This is a genomic window from Acidovorax sp. NCPPB 3576 (genome assembly GCF_028473605.1).
Classification (GTDB): domain Bacteria; phylum Pseudomonadota; class Gammaproteobacteria; order Burkholderiales; family Burkholderiaceae_C; genus Paracidovorax.
Map to the genome: position 1 here is coordinate 3089531 of NZ_CP097267.1, position 19065 is coordinate 3108595.

Consider the following 19065-nt stretch of genomic DNA (forward strand, 5'->3'; position numbering starts at 1 on the left):
TTCTCAAATCTCTAATATTAAATTCAACTATGAGCAGCGATAAAGAAGACGAGTTTAGTGGCGACCTCCCCGATATGCACCCTCCAAAAGATGTGGTGGCATTCAACGAATTAAGGTCATGCGCAGATTTGTATCGACTTTACAAAGAAGGCACATTGGAGATTCAGCCAGACTTCCAAAGAGAGGTAGTCTGGAAACTGCCAGAGCAAACCGTCTTCATTGATTCTCTCATAAAGCAGTTGCCAATTCCTAGCATGTGCTTTAGCTTAGACTTCAACACGCAAAAATGGCAAGTAGTTGATGGCCTTCAAAGAATGACCAGTATTGTCAATTTTCTTGACGACCAAAAGGAGTGGAGACTTTCACGAAGAAAGGATATTCATTCAAAAATTTCCGGTAGAACAAACTTTGACATTAGAGATGGAAATCAAGATACAGCCATTCTCTACAAAAAAATACAAAACTTAAGCCTCCCAATTACCGTAATTAGATGCGATTTAAAAAAATCAGAGCACGCAGAATATCTATTTACGATCTTTCACAGACTAAATTCCGGCGGATCACGACTTAACCATCAAGAAATACGCAATTGTATTTATTCCGGCGAATTTAATGATTTATTAAAAGATTTAGATAAATCAGCGAAATGGAAATTAATAAAAAATCTTCTTCCAGGAAAAGGAAGCCGATTTAGATCACTAGAATTAATCCTACGGTTTTTCGCTTTGCATCAAAATCAGCATAACTACACAGGCACGATGCCAACATTTTTAAATGGCTTCATGCGTGAGCATCGGTACATTGATAAAAATAAAAAAGACGAATTTCAAAAACTGTTTAACGAGACAGTTGAGACCCTAGTCAAAGCAACAGATAATTCTAAAGAAAAAAAATTTGGATATATTATTTTCGAAGCCGCCTTAATCGGAATTGCCCGGAACAAAGACCGTTTGAAAAAAACAAACGATGTACTACTGGGGACGCTTTTAACAAAACTCATTAATAGTGGGGAATTGGCAACATCTACAAATGACACAAGCTCCAAAGAGTCGGTAAACGAAAGAATAACAAAAGCTCGCAGCGTTTTTGCAAACTAATTATGCTTAGCGACGCAGAATTGCAGGCTTCTTTGAGTTATCACGAGAGTATATACAATTCAGCACCTCACGATTTGCGAATTATGCTCATGAGTTCTAAATCCGCCATCTTAGAAGTGTGCGGCTGGTTAGAACAAGCAATGGATTGCATTGTGATGGAGACCGCACTAAGATGTGCAATCTCCACCAAACGACAAGAAAAAATATCCGCGAGTTATATAAAACCAACATCTGGTTTTTCATATAAACAACATTTTGAAAAAATGATAATTTCAGTTGTTGGATATAGAATATTAGAACAAGCCGAGATTGCAGTTGGCCCTCCTATATTTCTAATGGAATCATCACTGGATTATCTTGTAAAGCTTAGAAATCATTACGCGCACACACATTTCGACATCGCAAATCCGTATCCAAAAGGGCTATCCACAATTCCAAGCCCCACTGTGATGCGAACCCATGCCAACACCGCTTTTAACGGCCTTAATCTGATGGAGATTGAGCTAAAAGCATGTGGCTGTTAATTTTTCCGCTCCACAATCGATTTTCATCACATGTCCGCTCTGCAACTAGGGGCTGGTGTGCAGTCCATTGCCACGCGCGAGAAACAATCTCACCTAAGCCGTATCACTCGCCGTTTACAGCGCTTTGGCCACGCTCTACGGTGGAAGCATCACGCCCGCAGCGGCCCGTCGAGTGGCACTCAGAGCACACACTGCGTACGCGCAAGCGCATTCCGAAAAGCACCCCGACATCGACCGCCTCATGGCCTGGGCTGGTGGAACAGTCAGCTATCGCGCACGGCCAGTCCTGGCCTCCGACACGGCTACCTAAAAACACTCTGGGGGACGTCACTCGATACGTCCAAGCGATAAAAAGGCCGTCCCCCCCCCCCTCCACGGTGGCGTGGTCTCCGACGGCCAATGGCCTCGGCCCCACCATTAATTCGCCGCAGATGCCATTCGCATCTGCTTCAGCCGATAAAGCCGGACCCACTGGAGGCTCGATTGAGACACCCCTACCTTTACTGGGCCAGCGTGGCATGGAAAGCCACCGGCATCCTGGCGCTGGCAGCCTGGCTGAGCGGCTGCTCTGCCGTCGGCACGCTCAACACAGTCACCTCCAAGGGCAGCCACACCGTGCACAACGGCGTGGCCTACGGCAACCTGCCACGCCAGCGGTTGGACGTGTACCAGCCCAAGGCTGCAGCGCCCGCGGCCGGTTGGCCGGTGGCTGTGTTTTTCTACGGGGGCTCGTGGAACAGCGGCGAGCGCGCAGACTACCTGTTCGTCGGCGAGGCCCTTGCGGCGCGGGGTGTGCTCACTTTGGTGACGGACTACCGGCTCTACCCCGACGTGCGCTACCCCGAGTTCCTGAACGACAGCGCGCTCGCAGTCGCCTATGCGCTCGACCACGCGGCGCAGTGGGGCGGCAACCCGAAGCGGGTGTTCGCCATGGGCCACAGCGCGGGCGGCTACAACGCGGCCATGATTGCGCTCGACTCGCGATGGTTAGAGCCAACGGGCCACGCGCCGAGCGAACTGGCCGGGTGGATCGGGCTGGCGGGCCCCTATGACTTCTTCCCGACCGACAACCCGGATGCGCAACCGGTGTTCTTCCACCCCAACTACCCGACCAAGGCCCAGCCCATCGAGTTCGCGCACGCGGCAGCACCGCGCACTTTTCTCGCCGCGCCGGTCAACGACAAGCTGGTCAGCCCCGAACGCAGCACGCAACAGCTCGCGTCCAAGCTGCAGGCCGCTAGCGTGCCGGTCACGCTGAAGTCATATCCACGGGCCAGCCACACGACTCTGATCGGCGGTTTCGCATGGCCGCTGCGGTGGATTGCACCGGTGTTAGACGATGTGGAGGCGTTCATTCAGGCGGCACCGCCGGCTCGGTAGCTATGCCTCTACGGTTTGCACCGCCCTTTTCAGCGGGCCGGGGAATCACTCGAGAAACGATCATCGCTCCCGTCTTGCACCAGCATCCAAGAACGGTCCCAGAACGGCGTTTTGCGCTTGACGGGGTATTTGTGCCTCAGCCACCGAGGGGTTTGAAGAACAGTCACTGACCAACGCTTTCCATCGTCGAAAAAAGAAAAAACGATGGCTTGGTCTGCTTGGGTGACCTGCGGGTTTTTAAAGATGCCCGGGGTGTAGTCGGCAGAGATTTCCAGCGAATCCTCGATATGCAAGGCTGGATTCAGCCAATGGATGAAAAGCGCCTCTTCCTGCGGATTGCCTTCCGTCGTGAAAACCAGATATCCGCGTTCGTCTTCGAACTGCGCTTCCAGAACCCCGCCTTGCAGTTCGACCGTGCGTGCGCTGGGCGCATGCATTAACACGAGGGCTGGCGCTTCTTTTTCAGCCGGGCGGCGATGTTCCAACTGAAAAGCCTGCGACGGTCGGAGCGCCATCAGAAAATCCATCCAAACGAAAGATCGGCCCCCAGCGCACCCAAGGCACCGCCGACGAACACGCCCACCGTGACACAGACAGGCGCTCCCGGGCCACATGCCAGTCCAGCGAGCGCGCCGCCAGCGGCCCCGCCTGCAAACCCGCCACCGATGACCACGCCTTCACGTGCGAAGGCCTTGCCTTTGTCTTCGGCCGAAGCGATGTTGTAGATGGCGGCACCGACCGAGACGAACACCAATGCCCGACCCAATGCGGTGTAACGCATGGCCGCCGCATTGACGGAAGGCCACTGGCGCCCTGCGCTGTCGATGATTTCCAGATACACGAGGTTCTGTTGATTGGACGCCAGTGAGGTGAACGGCTTTCCGAATTTGTCTTTGGCGTACTTTTCGGTCAGGTCGGCCAAGCTCAGGCCCACCTTCTTTAGATTGATCGCTTTGGCGCGGCCGATATCGGTGGATCGCAGTCGCTGGGCTTCAAGAATGTCGTTACGAATGGATTGAACCTGCCGGGCCGCATCGTCGGGCGAAAGTGCTCCTGATGCCACCCGGGCGCGGTACTCCTGCGCCAATTGGCGGGTTTGCTCGATGTAACTCTGCCGCACTTTTCCGTCTTGAATAAAACGCTGGGCGAAGTTGGCTGTGACGGATTCCAACTGAGAAATCGATCCCTCAAGCGCTGTTCTGTCATACACGTCATTCATGGATCACCTCCCTTGCAACTTGCTTAATTGTCACGCAGTGTACTCAAGCCCAAGATGCAACGCCCGAGGAATGGCGTTGTTTATCTGCACCACGCAGCCTACAGCTGTGTCTCCAGCAAACTCGCCACCCGCTCCGCCAGCTTCTCCTTCATCGGCCGATCCAGCCAGTCCTGATACGTCACCCGCCGCGACCGCTTCAGGTCGTCCTCGAACACCACCGTCTGCCGCTGCGCGAAGGGTGCGTCGTACACGTTCAGGTTGGCCTCGTCGTTCAGGCGGAACGAGCGGTTGTCGAAGTTGGTGGAGCCCACCGACACCATGAGCTGGTCCACGATCATGACCTTGCAGTGGTACATGGTGGGCTCGTACTCGTAGATCTCGGCGCCGGCCTGCAGCAGTTCGCCCCAGGTGGCGCGGGAGGCGGCCTTGACGGTTTCGGTGTCGGTGTGTTCGCCGGGCGTGATGAGCCGGATGCGCACGCCGCGCGCCAGGGCGTCCAGCATCAGCTGCCGGGTCAGGTCGTCGGGCACGAAGTAGGCCACCGACAGGTCCAGGCTGCGCTCGGCCGAAGTGATGGCCAGGTGGTACATGAGCTGCATGCTCTCGCTGCCGCTGGAGGGCGAGCTGGAGAACATCTGCGCCTTCTGCGTGCCGCTCTGGGCGATGGCGGGAAAGTATGCCTCGCCGTGCATCACCTTGCCGGTCACCTTGAGCCAGTTGTCCAGGAAGGTGGCCTGCATCTGCGCGACCGCCGGGCCTTTGACCTGGTAGTGCGAATCACGCCAGTGATCGGGGTCTTGCGCGTTGCCGGTCCACGCGGGTGCGATGCCCACGCCGCCGGTGAAGCCCACCAATCCGTCGGTGATGAGCAGCTTGCGGTGCGTGCGGTTGTTCAGGCGGGCCAGGTTGTACCAGTGGGGCTTGTGGAATTTCTCGACCTCCACGCCGGCCGCCTTCATCTCGGTGAAGTAGCTCTCGTCCATCTTGGAGCTGCCCACCCAGTCCAGCAGCACATGCACCTTCACGCCGGCCCGGGCGCGCTCGCTCAGGGCGTCGGCGAACTGCTTGCCGATGTCGCCGGACCAGTAGATGTAGGTTTCGAAGGTGACGCTTTTCTGCGCGGCCCGGATGGCGGCCAGCATGGGCGGAAAGATCTGGTCGCCGTTGAGCAGCTCCACCACCTCGTTGCCGCTGGTGATGCCCGGGCCCAGCAGGCTGCCCATGGCGCGTTCGTACTGCGGGTGGGCGGTGGTGTACAGGCGTGGGATCTGGTGCTGCACCTTCTTCTCGCCGGCGGTGAAGTTCAGCGCGAACAGCACGATGGCGGTGGTGGCCACGAAGGTGAGTGCTACGGTGAGCAGGGTGCGGCCTGTTTTTTTCATGTGCGCGATTGTGGGTGGGCGCCGGGTGCGCGCTTGTAAGCCCACGCCTCCAACTCTGCCGGCGCACGGGGGCCGTGGCATCGCACTGCGCAGGCGTGCCGCCGGCCTGCGGCGTCAGCCGGCTTCGAAGCGGTTGCGGCCGTTGTGCTTGGCGCGGTAGAGCGCCTTGTCGGCCCGCTCCACGGTAGCGGCGTGGGGCTCGCCGGGCACGCGCTCGGCCACGCCGGCGGAGAACGTCACCGCCAGGCCCGGGGCCAGGGTCTCGAAGCCACCGCGCTCCATCTGGCCGCGCAGCCGCTCCAGCACGCGCATCGCACCGCTCTGGCCGGTGCCGGGCATGAGCAGCAGGAACTCTTCCCCGCCCCAGCGCGAGAGCACGTCGCGCCCGCGCACGCCGGCCTGGGCAATCTCGGCGAAGCGCTGGAGCACGGCGTCGCCCACCGCATGCCCGTGCGTGTCGTTCACTTGCTTGAAGTGGTCGATGTCCATCATGGCCATGGCCATCGGCGCCGTGGCGGGCTCGCCCGGCCGGCCGTCCTGCGGCTGCACCGCGGCGCCCACCGTCCAGTGCAGGGTGAGCAGATCGCCCATGGCGCGCCGATTCAGCAGGCCGGTCAGCGCATCGTGCTCGGCGAGCCTGCGGCTCAGCTCCAGCGCCTCGGTGAGTGTCGCCTTCTGCCGGGCCAGACGGCTGCGCAGGCGGCCGATGCGGATGGCCAGCGCGGCCACCGCCGTCACCACGATGAGCGAGAAGGCCCAGTGGATGGCCTCCACGCGCGGGTCGTAGCGCGGCGAATCGCCCGACGTGCGCCACAGCATGACCCCGGTCACGAGCACCAGCCAGTAAGCCATGAGCACGCGCGTCTGCCCCGCCCGCAACTGGAACATGCCGCCCAGCAGGAACAGCGGTGCCAGCAGGCCCAGCAGCGCACCGCGTGCCGGCCCGGTGATGGCATAGGCCCAGCCGAGCGCCGTGACCGCCAGCACTGACTGCAGCATGGAGAGCGACGGATCGTGCGAGGCCAGCCGCCGGCCCTGGCCGCAGCGCACGAGCACGCAGCACAGGAAGCTGGTGCCCAGCGTGAAGGCGGTCAGCGGACAGGCCTGCCTGGCGTCCACCAGCCCCAGCATCACCTCGCCCTGCTGCACCAGGGCGACCAGGCACAGCAGGCCGAACGCCAGCAGGCATTGCGACATGCGGATGCGCACCTGCTTGCTCTGGCCGAACAGCGCCCGATCGATCCGGCCCCGCAGGCCCGGGGGCGGCGGCAGGACGCCATCGGCCGCGCGGCGCGCCGGCGATCCGCCGGGCGGTGGGGAATGGGGGCGGGCGGCGGGCGGCATGGCGCAATTCAGGAGCCGAAGGGGCAAAGGCCGGAGGGCAGCGCCTGCGCCGGTGACGGCGGTGCCAGCGGACCCGGCCAAGGGCCCGCGGCAACCGGATGGCAGGGCGGAAACGGGCATGCGCGGCGCATGCAGGGCATCGTACCGGGGCCGGCGCCGCCCAGCGGCCCTGGCGTGGCCAAGGCAGGGTATCTCCCGAGCCGTCCGCGCCTGCCAGGGCTTCGGGCGAGCGCGGGCGCAGGCGCCGTCGCTAAACTGCCGGCTTCCCCTCCTCCCTTCGCCCGCGCCATGGCAGACCACCGCACTCCCCCCTCCCTTTCTCTGCAGGCCAGCCGGCGCACCGCCCTCGTGGCCACGCTGGGCCTGCTGGCCTGGCAGGGCCCCGCCCACGCGGCCAAGCCCCGGGCCGGCTCGCCTTCGCCGGAGCCCTCTCCAGCCGTCTCGCCCCGTGCATCGCAAGTGCCTGGCGGCGTGGCGCGCCTGTCGCTGGGGCCGGCGGCCACACGGCCGGTGGCGCACGTGGACGAAGGCGCGGGCGACGTGCCGGTGCTCGTGCTGGGCGATGCGATCGAGTGGACGGCCATCGTCGGCATTCCGCTGGCGGCCCAGGCGGGCGCCGCCGGGATCGTGGTGCGGGGTTCGGCCACCGAGGGCGATGCAGCGCGCAAGGTGCCCTACACCGTCGCACCCAAGAAGTACCGCGAGCAGCGCCTGAGCGTAGCGCCGCGCACCGTGGACCTCTCCGCCGAGGACAACGCCCGCTTCGAGCGCGAGCGCGAACACCAGCGGCAGGTGACGGCCGCGTTTTCCACACCGCTGCCCAAGCCGGCCGACCTGCGCATGCACGTCCCGGTGCCAGGCCCCCGGTCCAGCTCGTTCGGGCTGCGGCGCGTGTTCAACGGGCAATCGCGCAATCCGCACAGCGGCATGGACATCGCCGCAGCCAAGGGCACGGCCGTGGTCGCGCCGCTGCCGGGCAGGGTGATCGACACCGGCGAATATTTCTTCAGCGGCGGCACCGTGTGGCTGGACCATGGCGGCGGACTGCTCACCGTCTATGCCCACCTGAGCGCCATCGACGCCAGGGTGGGCGACCAGTTGCAGACCGGCGACCGCCTGGGCGCGGTGGGCGCCACCGGCCGCGTGACCGGGCCCCACCTGCACTGGGGCGTGATGCTCAACCGCACGATGGTGGACCCGGCGCTGTTCCTGCCCGTCTGAACCGGCGCCCGTTGCGCCGGGCCGACGCGGGCAGGTAAAGAACGGGCCGCTTCGCGAAGCGGGCAGCGACAATTTCCGCCTTCGATCCCCTGGCCTTTTTGGGTGATTTCCATGCGATCTTTTCTGGGTGCCGCGCTAGCGGCGATGGCGTTGCTGTGCAGCGGCTGCGCGGTGGTGGCCGTGGGCGATGCCGCGGTGACGGTGGTGGCGACCACCGTGAAGGTCGGCGCCACCGTGGTGGGCGCGGCGGTGGACGTGGGGGCGGCCGGCGTGCGCGCCGTGGCGGGCGGCGGCGACTGAAAGCCTGCGCGAACGCCACGCCCTGTCGTGCCAGTGCCCGCGGCCTTGCCCGCCCACCGCGCTATGCTTGCCGCCCCATGCCGACCCCGCCCCGCTCCCAGCGCGCTCCTGGCCCGTTGCGCTTACCGCGCCCGCCCCGGCCGCCGGCCGCACGCGCTCCCGCCCGATCCCCTGCTGCGGCTGCTGCAGCACCTGCCGCTGCCCCCGGCACGCCCCGGCTCATCCGCTTTCACAAGCCCTATGGCGTGCTGAGCCAGTTCACGCCGGAGGGGCGCTGGCGCGGGCTGCAGGATTTCATCGACCTGCCCGGCGTGTACGTGGCGGGCCGGCTGGATGCCGACAGCGAGGGGCTGTTGCTGCTCACCAGCGATGGCGCACTGCAGGCGCGCATCGCCGACCCGCACTTCAAGATGGAGAAAACCTACTGGGTGCAGGTGGAGGGCATGCCCGGCGAAGCCGCCCTGGCCGCGCTGCGCGACGGCGTGCGGCTGAACGACGGTCCCACGCGCCCGGCCCGGGCGCGCCACATGGAGCCGCCGCCCGCCGTGTGGGAGCGCGACCCGCCCATCCGCGTGCGCCAGCACATTCCCACCAGCTGGATCGAACTGGCGATCCAGGAGGGCCGCAACCGCCAGGTGCGGCGCATGACCGCGGCGGTCGGCCTGCCCACCTTGCGGCTGATCCGCGCCGCCATCGGGCCTTATTCGCTGGACGGGCTGGCGCCGGGGACCTGGCAGGCGGCGACGGTGCCCGCAGAGCCTGGGGGATAGCGCATGAATTGCTATTTAATTGATAGCAATATGCCCTAGATTTCATTGTGCTGGCGGCCTTTTTTCCGAATATTCGAGCCGCTGGCGCTTCGGGCCGGGCAGGCGCAGCACAATCGCTCCCCAAAAAGGAATGGAACCGTGAACGCCCCTGATCTTTCGCTCGAACCCGTGGAGACGCCCGAGGCCGCCAGCGCCGCTGCCGTGCGCGTGTGCCCGCGCTGCAGCCACACCCGCCAGGCCACCGATACCGCACCGGCCTGGCAATGCCCCCGGTGCGAGGTGGCCTACGACAAGGTGCTCCCCACCAGCGTGGCGGCGCGGCAAAAGCCCGAGGGCGCCCGCGCCCGGCCGGCCGCCGCCCCCGGCGACAAGCCCTGGACCCTGATCGTCCTGGCGGGCGGCGTGGTGGTGCTGATGGCGCTGATGGGCTGGAAGTGGAACCACGACAAGGCCCAGGCCGCCGAACGCATCGCCCGCGCCGAAAGCGATGCGCGCGCCCTGCAGATCGCAACGCAGCGGGAAGGCATGGAACAACTGGCCCGGCTCGGTGCGGCCGAGACCCAGTGGCGCCGCGGCCAGGGCCTGGACGTTCTGCCCACCGTGCGGGCCATGGCCCAGCAAGGGCACCTGCGGGCCATGGTGCTGCTGTCGGCCATGCTGGACGAGGGCAACGGCATCCCCAGGGACCATGCCGAGTCCATGCAGTGGCTGAACCGGGCCGCCCACCAGGGCTCCAGCCTGGCAGCGGTGCGGCTGGGCGCCATCTACCAGGAGGGCCGCGGCGGAGAACCCCGCCAGATGTCGCTGACCGAGAACTGGTACCTGCGCGCGGCGCGCCAGGGCGATGCGGCCGGGCTGTACCGGCTGGGCGATCTCTATGCCAACGGCGCGGCCACCGTGGCCCAGCGGCCCGTTGCCGCCTACATGCTGCTGGAACTGGCCGACCGCCTGGGCCGCGGCAACCCGGAAGACCCGCTCACCCTGCCCCGCTACGGGGCTGTGCACCTTCAGCTGCTGGCCCGCAGGATGGGCCCGGTCGATATCGCCGAAGCACGGCGGCGCGCCGATGCGTGGAAGCCCGGGCAGCCGCTGGACCTGTGACTGGACGCGCGTGGGCCCCAAGGCCCGGCGCCGCCGCCCCACCGTCGCTGCCCCGCCGCCCGCTCAACGGCGGCGCCACCACAGCATCAGGCCGAGAAAAACGGCCCCGGTGAGAAGGGGCATCCACGGCATGAGCCGCTCCACCGGGTTGGACGAGCGCATGCCCGACCACACCTCCAGCCGCACCCGGTCCATGCGCAGGTTGCTCACCCCTGCGAACTCCAGCACCGGCGGGACCGTGCGGTCTTCCTTGAAGCTCAAGGGCGCCGCGGCGCCGGCCATCTCCACGACCTGGCCGGCACGCACGCCCCGCGCGGCGACCTGGGGCACGGCACCCACGCGCGATGCGCCATGGATGGACCAGCCCGCCATCCAGCGCGCGCCGACATCCCCGTCGGCCAGCGCCACGCCCGAGACCCGCACCACCAGCGTGTAGGGGTTGCCGCTGCGGGGCAGCACCATCTCCTCGCCCGTCCAGGCCTGGGTCTGGGGCGGTGCGCCTGCGGAGCGGGCCGAATCGGCGGTGTCTTTCCGGTCCTGGAACAGTGCGAACTTCGCCAGCGCTTCGGCCGGCAGTTCCTGGGTTTGCACCAGGCGCTGGCGACAGGGCTGGGGTGCGCCGCTGGCCTGGGCTGGCAGCGACGCCGTACCGAGCGCGCCCAGGCCCGCCAGCGCGATGCCGGCCGCCAGGACCCAGCCACGGCGGCATGCCGCCCGCGCGAAATCGAATGGGGATGTGGATGTGTCGTGCCCCGTTGCCATGCCCTCGTGTCCTTGGTGTCGTGCGATGTCGGCCTTGCGCCGCCAGGTCCGGCGGCGCATGCGGACGGCAGTGTATCCAGTGGTTTCAGGCTGGCCGGCGAAACGCTGCTTTTTTGATAGCACAATGCCCTAGTACTGATTGTCCTGGGAGCATTTTTCACCTTGATCGCCTGCGTTGCAAGTAACCCCATACCGCATACCGAAGGGAAACTCTCAAAACCACGATTCCAGCCGGTCTGTACCCTTATAAATCAATGAGTTACGACGATCAAACTTGCAAATTCGGAGAATTTGAGAGATTCGTCTTGGTGTAGCGCTCAATAAAGAATTCTTCGAGGCCTTCAAAGGTTTTTTGCCGAGTCTGAAGTGTCCTTTATGCAGCAGCTTTAGAGGCCTTTGTCGCAGCGTTACCTCCCTTCCCGATCAAGCCGATTTCCGTCGCACAGATGCCAAGCACTTGACGGTATCGATGGATAAAGGGTACATGGCAAATTTGTAGAAACCCGTGCCCGAAGCGAAGGGAATTATTTGAAAGTTGGCCCAAATGAAATATGCTAGTGTGGCTACGCCAGCCGGCGCGATGGCAACTAAACCTACTGCTCCTATAGATGTCTCCTTGGAACGTATTCTTAAATTCTGTACGGGAAGCCGAGGCTAATCTTGGCAACCCTCCAGTGGTCTGGTATCGGGGCCAGTCGAATGCAGCATGGGGTTTAACTCCAAGCCTACATAGAACTCATGAATGGGTAAGAAAAGAAAGAATGCTATTTGAAGAGTTTAGCAACACTGCCGCAAGGCTTTTCGAAAAACGTGTTAGCGACTGGGAGACCCTATTTGATATGCAACATTATTGGATACCCACTCGTCTATTAGATTGGACGACAGTTCTGGGTGTGGCAATTGCATTTATATTGCATAGCGATTACACCAATGATAATGACAGCTCTTTGTTTTTGCTTGACCCATCAAGTTTAAATCGAAGCAGTGGTAGAAATGAGATTTTACAATTACCAGAAGATAAAGCATTCGATTACAAGGCTATCTACTGGGAAAACAGACCCGTTGCTATTGAGAGGCCACTTGCCGTTCGCCCGGCGCACATAAGCGACAGATTGAGAGCTCAACAGGGAACTTTTACGATCCACGGAAATGATGCGCTAGGGTTTGAAAAAGTCAGCAGCAGCTACCAAAAAATTGTGTTGCCGAAGGATGCGAAGGCGGAAGCGAGGGAATTTTTGCGATGGGCAAACCTGAATGAGTACACCATCTATCCCGACATTGTTGGGATGGCGGAACATATTAAGAGAAAAATTCTTTAAAAGGTCATATGCAGCTAACCAAGAAGGAGCGGGTTTTTCTCGCCAATCAATATAAAATCCTTGCCGCACTTGATCCGGATTCAGCCGGCCATTATGAGGAGTTAATAGAGATTGTAGAGCGTGGCTATGAAATATTTTATTCCGCGATTGACGAATGGTTCAGCGAAGAAATGACGGAGACTGATGGAAAATTTGTTCTCGAAATTCTTGATTTATATAGAGCGATAGAGGATGTCAAGAGAAAAACAAAGAACGCCGAACTGCTCTCTCACCCATTTGCGATTTTTCGCGGATTTGACGGAAATATTGAAACCAATGAAATGGCGTTCTGCCGTTTCCTAATTGGACGCCAAGGAAAATTTGAAGAGCAAAAACAATACATTTCCCACAATGACAATTTAAACAGTCATGCACCTATGAGTTGGAAGTATCACGCCATGCTGAATGAGGCCAATAAGCTCATAGATATTTGGCAAATGGATGCGAAAGATGCGATAAAAATTTTGAATGCCGAACGGCTGGTTTAAAAAGGTCAATTAAATGCCGACATTTTCCCAGCTTTGGGCGAATCATCCGATTATCAATGGAGATGCACCTTTACTCGATAAAGGCGTGTATGCCAATCAATGTGCCATCAATGTTTCGGCAGCCCTCCTAAACTCTGGCGTGAGCATGAGATCATTTCGTGGCGCATGGTCTTGGCAGAAAAATAAGCCGAAGTACGCCATCCGGGCAGAGGAGCTTGCTAGTTGGCTTGCCAGTGGGGCAGCGCCTCTACCCGCAACGTTAACCAAATATAGTGATGAAGAAGTAAAAAACGTCTTTGATAAAATTGCAAATAAGCAGGGCATCATATTTTTTAAGGACTACTATGGTCCAGGCATGTCTGGCGATCATATCGACTTTTATAACGGCAGTAGGCTCACGGAGCGAACCTCCTGGCTTCGCATTCATACCGGCATTTCGATTAGTGGCTTTTGGAGCGACTTTACAAAATCTAAAGCCGTGTGGCTTTGGGAGTTGCCATGAAGCGTTTTATTTATGCATTCTGCGGGGCACTTTGTGCAGGCGTTCTTTCCTTTTTATTGGTGAATGCCTTCTCACAATGGTATGGCCCTCGTTATATAAAATCCGATTCGGACATTAATTCCGCTTTTCTTTGGTCTTTGATCTTCATGGTATTTTGTTTAATTCTTGGAGCCCTATTTGGATATCGCCAAGGCCGTGCCCGCCGGGTTTGAGTGCGGGGTTGTTTCAAGATCTGCCATTCAAACTATCGGCGATGGCATTCAATGGAGTCTCGCAAAACCCGATCCCAGCCACTCTGCACCCTTATCAATCAACGAGTTACGGTGCTCGAACTTGCAAATTCGGAGGTTTTGAGAGGTTCCCCGAAGTTATGCCCACTCTCTGTGGGCCGTTCTGTGGACAACCCCAGGGACAACCCGCCGGATCGGCGCAGGCAGTGGCTTGCAGCCCGGTGCCTGCATTTTGGGCAGTGGCGGCCGGGCGCGGCCGGCGCCTTTCCGGGGTGCGGCTATAGTGCGCGGCCTGCGCGGCCCCTGCGTCCCGCCTTCATTGCATCCCCTCCCCCGCTCCGATCCCCAGTGCCCATCGCCACCCTGCTCTGCCTGGTCGTCGCCGTCAGCGACGGCGACACCCTCACCGCCCGCTGCGGCGACCGCCGCCCGATCCAGGTGCGCCTGGCCGCCATCGACGCACCCGAGCGCCGGCAAGCCTTCGGCCCCCCGTCCCGCCAGAACCTCGCCCGCCTGTGCCTGCGACAGAAAGCCACGCTGCAGACCGTGGCCCGCGATGCCTACGGACGCACCGTGGCGCATGTGCGCTGCGGCCAGGGCGATGCGGCCACGGCCCAGGTGCGCGCCGGGCTCGCCTGGGTGTACACGCCGCGCGCTGCCGCCTACCCGCAGTTGGCGGCGCTGCAGCGCCAGGCCCAGGCCAGCCACACCGGGCTGTGGTCGCAAAAGCGCCCGCGCGCGCCCTGGGACTACCGGCGACAGCACCCGCGCGGATAAACCGGTAGCATGCGGCGCTGACTTTCCCACCGTTGGAGCCGCCTGCCGCGTCCGCCCGTCCGTTCGACCGCTGGCCGGGCAAGCTCCGGACAGCCACCCTCCAGCCCCCAGCGCCGTGCCCGACCTTCCCACCGCCTCCCCCGCTCCCCCCGTTCCCGCCGTTCCCGCCATTCCCGCCACCGAAAGCGTGTACCGGCACCGAGGCTTCCTGGCCTTTCTGATCGCCCGCCTGGTGGCCGTGTTCGCCACCCAGGTGCAGGCGGTGGTCGTCGCCTGGCAGGTGTACGACCTCACGCGCGAGCCCATCGCCCTGGCCTACGTGGGCCTGGCGCAGTTCCTGCCCATGCTGTGCCTGCTGCTGCCGGCCGGCGACCTGATCGACCGGGCGAGCCGCAGGCACATCCTGGCCGCGAGCTGGTCGGTGGGCGCGGTGTGCAGCGCCCTGCTGTGGTGGCTGTCGGGGCACGGCACGGCGGGCGTGGCGGGCATCTATGCGGCGCTGGTGCTGTTCGGCTGCTCGCGGGCGTTCTCGGGACCGGCGCTGCAAAGCCTGCTGCCGCAGATCGTGCCGCGCGCCCAGCTGGCGCAGGCCATGGCCACCAACAGCATGCTGATGCGCCTGGCCAGCATCACCGGCCCGCTGATCGGCGGGTTGCTGTATGCCACCGGCGGCGCCTCGCTCACCTACCCCGTGTGCTGCGCGGGCTTCGCGCTGGGCGCGCTGCTGCTGTCGCGCGTGACGGTGGCGTATGCCGCGCCGCCCTCGCCGACGCAGGGCCGCATGTGGGACCGCTTCGGCGCGGGCATCCACTTCATCCGCACGCGCCCGATCATCCTGGGCACGATCTCGCTGGACCTGTTCGCCGTGCTGCTGGGCGGCGTGGTGGCGCTGCTGCCCATCTACGCGCACGAGGTGCTGCACGTGGGACCGCAGGGCCTGGGCGCGCTGCGCAGCGCCATCGCCATCGGCGAGGTGGGCGCGGGGCTCTTCCTGACGCTGCGGCCCTTCAACCGCCATGTGGGGCGGCGCATGTTCATCGCCGTGGCGATCTTCGGCGCGGCCAACCTGGTGTTCTCGCTGTCGCACTGGTTCCTGCTGTCGTTCCTGGCCTTGATGGTGGCCGGCGCGGCCGACATGGTGAGCGTGTACATCCGCGGCGCGCTGGTGCAGTTTTCCACGCCCGATGCCATGCGCGGGCGGGTGAACGCGGTCAACATGCTGTTCATCGGCTCGTCCAACGAGCTGGGCGAGTTCCGCGCCGGCACCAGCGCCGCCTGGCTGGGGGCCGTGCCGGCCGCGGTGGCAGGCGGGCTGTGCACCCTGGCGGTGGTAGGCGCCTGGACGCTCCTGTTCAAGCCCCTGCGCGAGGTGGACCGCTTCGAGGAAGCGAGCGAGGAACGCCAACGCCGCTGACACGGCGGATCCAGGCGGTTGACAGCGGTTACCAAAAAGTCCGCGGCCCGTCCATTTGCTCATATTTTTATAGCAACATGCCCTAGTACCTATTGCGCTGCGGGCGGTTTTGGCTTCAAGTTTTTTGTGGCCGCTGCGGATACATCTGTATCCCGGGCGTAAAACCCCGGCGGCCCCCCTTGCCGCGCCGGGCGCTGCGCTGCACCATGGGCACCGTTTTCCCCATGGAGCCCTGCCATGACCCCCTTGCCCTCCGCTTCGACCGCCCTGCCACTCACCCGCAGGCACTGGCTGGGATGGACCGCCTTGTCGCTCGCCGCCACCAGCGGCGGCGCCTGGGCCGCCGGCAGTCCGGGGGGCGCGCCACCCGGGCTGGACGACGCCGGCAGCGTGCGCCTGCTGGACCGCCTTTCGTGGGGGGCCACGGCCGCATCGCAGCAGGCGCTGGCCGAAGCCGGCACGGCGGGCTACCTGGCCGCGCAATTGCGTTCCGCTCCCGCGGCACTGCCGCCCGAGGCACAGGCCCAGATCAACGCCATGGCCATCACCCGCACCCCCATGGAAGTGCTGGCCATCGACATGCAGGGCCGCCAGCAGGCCATCAAGGACCTGCCCGACGAGGATGCGCGCAAGGCCGCGCAGGAGACCTACCAGCGCGACATGCGGGCCCTGCAGCGCGAGGCCGAGCGCCGCTTCGTGCTGCGGGCCGTGTACTCGCCCGCACAGCTGCAGGAGAAGATGACCTGGTTCTGGATGAACCACTTCAGCGTCTTCGCCGGCAAGGCCGACATCCGCGCCATGGTGGGCGACTACGAGGACCGCGCCATCCGCCCGCATGCGCTGGGGCGCTTTCGGGACTTGCTCGGCGCCACCGTGCGCCACCCGGCCATGCTGCGCTACCTGGACAACGCGCAGAACGCCGCCAACCGCATCAACGAAAACTACGCCCGCGAGCTGATGGAGCTGCACACCCTGGGAGTGGATGGCGGCTATAGCCAGCGCGACGTGCAGGAGATGGCGCGCGTGCTCACCGGCCACGGCGTGTCGCTGCGCCCGCTGGGCGAGCCGCCCCCCAAACTGAAAGCCGAGTGGACGCGCCAGTACGTGCGCCACGGCCTGTACGAGTTCCATCCCCAGCGCCACGACTGGGGCCCCAAGGAGCTGCTGGGCCAGCCGCTGCAGGGCCAGGGCATGGCCGAGCTGGACGAGGCGCTCGACCGCCTGGCCCGGGCACCGGCCACGGCGCGCTTCGTGTCGCGCAAGCTCGCCATCTACCTGGTGGGCGACGCGCCGCCGCCCGCGCTGCTGGAGGCCATGGCCGAGTCGTTCACCCGCAGCGACGGCCACATTGCCGCCGTGCTGCAGACGCTGTTCGCCAGCGCGCCGTTCCAGGCCTCGCTGGGCAAGCGGCTGCGCGACCCGGTGCAGTACGTGATGGCCGGGCTGCGCATGGGCTACGCCGACCGCGTGCTGGCCAACCCCGACCCGGCCCTGTCGTGGCTGCAGCGCCTGGCCGAGCCGCTGTATGGCCGCGCCACGCCCGACGGCTACCCGCTGGATTCGGCCGCCTGGACCAGCTCGGGCCAGATGGCCGTGCGGTTCGAGGTGGCGCGCGCGCTGGCCGGCGCGGGCGCCGCCGGGCTCTACCGGCCCGAGGGCGCGCCGCCCCCGCGCGTGGTGCCTCCCGCGCTGGCCCAGAGCGCCTACTACCGCGCGCTGGAGCCGCAACTGGCCCCCGCCACCCGCGTGGCGCTGGCGCGCGCGGCCTCGCCGCTGGAATGGAACACGTTCCTGCTCAGCGCGCCGGAGTTCATGTACGCCTGAGCGGCATGGCCGCGCCGCGCGGCCTGCCACCAGGCTTTCCCCAGAACGGTTCCCGCACGGAAATTCCATTGCTGAAAGGCAGCGCCATGACGCACTTCTTCACACCCCGCCGCTCCAGCGCTTCAGGCACCGGCCCGGCCCCCACCCGCCGCCAAGCCCTGCAGGCCCTGGCCGCGCTCGCCACGCCGGGCGTGCTGCAGGCCAGCCTCGCGGCCACCCCGCAGGCGGTGGATGCACGCTTTTTACTCGTCTTCCTGCGCGGCGGCTACGACTGCGCCAGCCTGCTGGTGCCCACCTCCAGCAGCTACTACTACGAGACGCGGCCCAACATCGCCATCGCCCGGCCGGGCGAGGCCGGCGGTGCCCTGCCGCTCACGGCCGACTGGGGCCTGCACCCGGCGCTGGCCGGCTCGCTGATGCCGCTGTACCAAAAGAACCAGGTGGCCTTCGTTCCGTTTTCGGGCACCGAAGACCTCACGCGCAGCCACTTCGACACGCAGGACAGCATCGAGCTGGGCCAGCCCGTGGGCGGCCGGCACGATTACCGCTCGGGCTTTCTCAACCGCCTGGCCACCGAGCTGGGCGCGCAGCCGCGCTGGCACGACCACCTGTCGCCCATGGCCTTCACCGACACGCTGCCGCTGGTGCTGCGCGGCGGCTACGACGTGCCCAACACCGCCCTGGGCGCCGCGGGCGCGGCCAAGCCCGGCATCGACGACCGGCAGGCCGGCCTGATCGCCTCGATGTACGGCGGCACGCCGCTGGCCGCTGCGGTGGCCGAGGGCTTCCAGACGCGCGACGAGGTGGCGCGCACCATGCAGGGCGAGATGGACGCGGCCAGCCGCAACGCCCTGAGCACCAAGGGCTTCGAAGGCACGGCGCGCCGCATGGCCCGGCTGATGCAGTCGCGCTACAACCTGGGGTTCGTGGACGTGGGCGGGTGGGACACGCACGTGGGCCAGGGCAACGCCACGGGCGCGCTGGCCAACCGCTTCGACGAACTGGGCCGGGGCCTGGCGGCCTTCGCCGACGAGATGGGGCCGGCGTGGAACCGCACCACGGTCGTCGTGGTCAGTGAGTTCGGCCGCACCTTCCGCGAGAACGGCAACCGCGGCACCGACCACGGCCACGGCAGCGTGATGTGGGTGCTGGGCGGCGGCGTATCGGGCGGGCGCATCGCGGGCGAGCAGCAGGCGCTGACGGCCACCACGCTGTTCCAGAACCGCGACTACCCGGTGCTGAACGACTACCGCGCCGTGCTGGGCGGCCTGTTCGCCCGCACCTACGGACTGTCGCCCGCGGCCCTGGCCCGCGTGTTCCCGCAGACCCGGCCGAAGGATTTGAAGCTGGTGTGAGCGCAGGCGGAAGCTGA

The 19065-nt window shown here is 63.8% G+C and carries 21 protein-coding genes; 16 read left to right on the forward strand and 5 right to left on the reverse strand.

Translation table 11 applies throughout. The features are described from left to right. The first annotated feature begins 29 nt into the window (after window positions 1–29). From M5C98_RS14160 to M5C98_RS14175, 4 genes are all read left to right on the forward strand, one after another. Entirely contained in the window at window positions 30–1097 is a 1068-nt protein-coding gene (locus tag M5C98_RS14160; protein ID WP_272548071.1) for a DUF262 domain-containing protein, read from the forward strand. An 89-nt stretch (window positions 1098–1186) separates the two neighbouring features. Beyond that, entirely contained in the window at window positions 1187–1621 is a 435-nt protein-coding gene (locus M5C98_RS14165; protein WP_272548072.1) for a hypothetical protein, read from the forward strand. Between the two features lie 124 nt (window positions 1622–1745). Beyond that, entirely contained in the window at window positions 1746–1931 is a 186-nt protein-coding gene (locus tag M5C98_RS14170) for a DUF2322 family protein (protein ID WP_272548073.1), read from the forward strand. 173 nt (window positions 1932–2104) lie between these two features. Then, a complete protein-coding gene (locus M5C98_RS14175; RefSeq protein WP_272548074.1) occupies window positions 2105–3001 on the forward strand; it encodes an alpha/beta hydrolase in 897 nt (298 codons plus the stop codon). A 29-nt stretch (window positions 3002–3030) separates the two neighbouring features. Here M5C98_RS14175 and M5C98_RS14180 read toward each other — a convergent pair whose 3' ends face one another. The 4 genes from M5C98_RS14180 to M5C98_RS14195 all read right to left on the reverse strand — a co-directional run bounded on the left by M5C98_RS14180 (window position 3031) and on the right by M5C98_RS14195 (window position 6946). After that, window positions 3031–3516, reverse strand: coding sequence for a hypothetical protein (locus M5C98_RS14180; protein ID WP_272548075.1), 486 nt, complete (start codon window positions 3514–3516; stop codon window positions 3031–3033). Further along, window positions 3516–4220, reverse strand: coding sequence for a hypothetical protein (locus M5C98_RS14185; RefSeq protein WP_272548076.1), 705 nt, complete (start codon window positions 4218–4220; stop codon window positions 3516–3518). The genes M5C98_RS14180 and M5C98_RS14185 overlap by 1 nt, the downstream gene beginning before the upstream one ends. A 98-nt stretch (window positions 4221–4318) precedes the next feature. Next, window positions 4319–5602, reverse strand: a complete 1284-nt coding sequence (locus M5C98_RS14190) for a phospholipase D-like domain-containing protein (protein WP_272548078.1) — start codon at window positions 5600–5602, stop codon at window positions 4319–4321. A gap of 114 nt (window positions 5603–5716) precedes the next feature. Beyond that, window positions 5717–6946, reverse strand: coding sequence for a GGDEF domain-containing protein (locus M5C98_RS14195; protein ID WP_272548080.1), 1230 nt, complete (start codon window positions 6944–6946; stop codon window positions 5717–5719). Between the two features lie 288 nt (window positions 6947–7234). Here M5C98_RS14195 and M5C98_RS14200 point away from each other — a divergent pair, with 288 nt between their 5' ends. From M5C98_RS14200 to M5C98_RS14215, 4 genes are all read left to right on the forward strand, one after another. Next, entirely contained in the window at window positions 7235–8167 is a 933-nt protein-coding gene (locus tag M5C98_RS14200; RefSeq protein ID WP_272548081.1) for a M23 family metallopeptidase, read from the forward strand. A 111-nt stretch (window positions 8168–8278) separates the two neighbouring features. After that, a complete protein-coding gene (locus M5C98_RS14205) occupies window positions 8279–8467 on the forward strand; it encodes a hypothetical protein (protein WP_272548082.1) in 189 nt (62 codons plus the stop codon). Window positions 8468–8544: 77 nt separating this feature from the next. After that, window positions 8545–9237: a pseudouridine synthase gene (locus M5C98_RS14210; RefSeq protein ID WP_272548083.1), complete on the forward strand. Its 693-nt coding sequence runs from the start codon at window positions 8545–8547 to the stop codon at window positions 9235–9237. A 138-nt stretch (window positions 9238–9375) separates the two neighbouring features. Continuing rightward, window positions 9376–10338, forward strand: coding sequence for a tetratricopeptide repeat protein (locus tag M5C98_RS14215; RefSeq protein ID WP_272548084.1), 963 nt, complete (start codon window positions 9376–9378; stop codon window positions 10336–10338). Window positions 10339–10401: 63 nt separating this feature from the next. Here the strand turns inward: M5C98_RS14215 and M5C98_RS14220 are convergent, their stop codons facing one another. Then, on the reverse strand, window positions 10402–11100 hold the full coding sequence (locus M5C98_RS14220) for a hypothetical protein (protein WP_272548086.1): 699 nt from the start codon (window positions 11098–11100) through the stop codon (window positions 10402–10404). A 608-nt stretch (window positions 11101–11708) separates the two neighbouring features. Here M5C98_RS14220 and M5C98_RS14225 point away from each other — a divergent pair. The 8 genes from M5C98_RS14225 (at window position 11709) to M5C98_RS14260 (ending at window position 19048) form a co-directional block, all read left to right on the forward strand. After that, a complete protein-coding gene (locus M5C98_RS14225) occupies window positions 11709–12419 on the forward strand; it encodes an FRG domain-containing protein (protein ID WP_272548088.1) in 711 nt (236 codons plus the stop codon). 8 nt (window positions 12420–12427) lie between these two features. Then, window positions 12428–12946 (forward strand): YfbU family protein, encoded by a 519-nt coding sequence (locus M5C98_RS14230; protein WP_272548089.1) that lies wholly within the window; start codon window positions 12428–12430, stop codon window positions 12944–12946. Window positions 12947–12959: 13 nt separating this feature from the next. Beyond that, window positions 12960–13448 carry a type VI secretion system amidase effector protein Tae4 gene (locus tag M5C98_RS14235; protein ID WP_272548090.1) on the forward strand — a complete coding sequence of 163 codons (489 nt, stop codon included), beginning with the start codon at window positions 12960–12962 and terminating at the stop codon, window positions 13446–13448. After that, window positions 13445–13660 carry a hypothetical protein gene (locus M5C98_RS14240; protein WP_272548091.1) on the forward strand — a complete coding sequence of 72 codons (216 nt, stop codon included), beginning with the start codon at window positions 13445–13447 and terminating at the stop codon, window positions 13658–13660. Before M5C98_RS14235 ends, M5C98_RS14240 begins: the two co-directional genes overlap by 4 nt. Window positions 13661–14026: 366 nt before the next feature. Continuing rightward, window positions 14027–14455 (forward strand): thermonuclease family protein, encoded by a 429-nt coding sequence (locus tag M5C98_RS14245; RefSeq protein WP_272548092.1) that lies wholly within the window; start codon window positions 14027–14029, stop codon window positions 14453–14455. A gap of 115 nt (window positions 14456–14570) precedes the next feature. Then, complete coding sequence (locus M5C98_RS14250; RefSeq protein ID WP_442867183.1) at window positions 14571–15869, forward strand: MFS transporter; 1299 nt, start codon at window positions 14571–14573, stop codon at window positions 15867–15869. Window positions 15870–16106: 237 nt separating this feature from the next. Further along, entirely contained in the window at window positions 16107–17693 is a 1587-nt protein-coding gene (locus M5C98_RS14255; RefSeq protein WP_272548093.1) for a DUF1800 domain-containing protein, read from the forward strand. An 86-nt stretch (window positions 17694–17779) separates the two neighbouring features. Further along, window positions 17780–19048 carry a DUF1501 domain-containing protein gene (locus tag M5C98_RS14260; protein WP_272548095.1) on the forward strand — a complete coding sequence of 423 codons (1269 nt, stop codon included), beginning with the start codon at window positions 17780–17782 and terminating at the stop codon, window positions 19046–19048. Window positions 19049–19065: the final 17 nt, after the last annotated feature.

Coding starts and splice junctions, on each gene's coding strand:
- M5C98_RS14210 (WP_272548083.1), top strand. CDS start 8,545: ATGCCGACCCCGCCCCGCTCCCAGCGCGCTCCTGGCCCGTTGCGCTTA.
- M5C98_RS14195 (WP_272548080.1), bottom strand. CDS start 6,946: ATGCCGCCCGCCGCCCGCCCCCATTCCCCACCGCCCGGCGGATCGCCG.
- M5C98_RS14240 (WP_272548091.1), top strand. CDS start 13,445: ATGAAGCGTTTTATTTATGCATTCTGCGGGGCACTTTGTGCAGGCGTT.
- M5C98_RS14180 (WP_272548075.1), bottom strand. CDS start 3,516: ATGGCGCTCCGACCGTCGCAGGCTTTTCAGTTGGAACATCGCCGCCCG.
- M5C98_RS14190 (WP_272548078.1), bottom strand. CDS start 5,602: ATGAAAAAAACAGGCCGCACCCTGCTCACCGTAGCACTCACCTTCGTG.
- M5C98_RS14235 (WP_272548090.1), top strand. CDS start 12,960: ATGCCGACATTTTCCCAGCTTTGGGCGAATCATCCGATTATCAATGGA.
- M5C98_RS14200 (WP_272548081.1), top strand. CDS start 7,235: ATGGCAGACCACCGCACTCCCCCCTCCCTTTCTCTGCAGGCCAGCCGG.
- M5C98_RS14220 (WP_272548086.1), bottom strand. CDS start 11,100: ATGGCAACGGGGCACGACACATCCACATCCCCATTCGATTTCGCGCGG.
- M5C98_RS14255 (WP_272548093.1), top strand. CDS start 16,107: ATGACCCCCTTGCCCTCCGCTTCGACCGCCCTGCCACTCACCCGCAGG.
- M5C98_RS14205 (WP_272548082.1), top strand. CDS start 8,279: ATGCGATCTTTTCTGGGTGCCGCGCTAGCGGCGATGGCGTTGCTGTGC.
- M5C98_RS14225 (WP_272548088.1), top strand. CDS start 11,709: ATGTCTCCTTGGAACGTATTCTTAAATTCTGTACGGGAAGCCGAGGCT.
- M5C98_RS14160 (WP_272548071.1), top strand. CDS start 30: ATGAGCAGCGATAAAGAAGACGAGTTTAGTGGCGACCTCCCCGATATG.
- M5C98_RS14230 (WP_272548089.1), top strand. CDS start 12,428: ATGCAGCTAACCAAGAAGGAGCGGGTTTTTCTCGCCAATCAATATAAA.
- M5C98_RS14185 (WP_272548076.1), bottom strand. CDS start 4,220: ATGAATGACGTGTATGACAGAACAGCGCTTGAGGGATCGATTTCTCAG.
- M5C98_RS14260 (WP_272548095.1), top strand. CDS start 17,780: ATGACGCACTTCTTCACACCCCGCCGCTCCAGCGCTTCAGGCACCGGC.
- M5C98_RS14165 (WP_272548072.1), top strand. CDS start 1,187: ATGAGTTCTAAATCCGCCATCTTAGAAGTGTGCGGCTGGTTAGAACAA.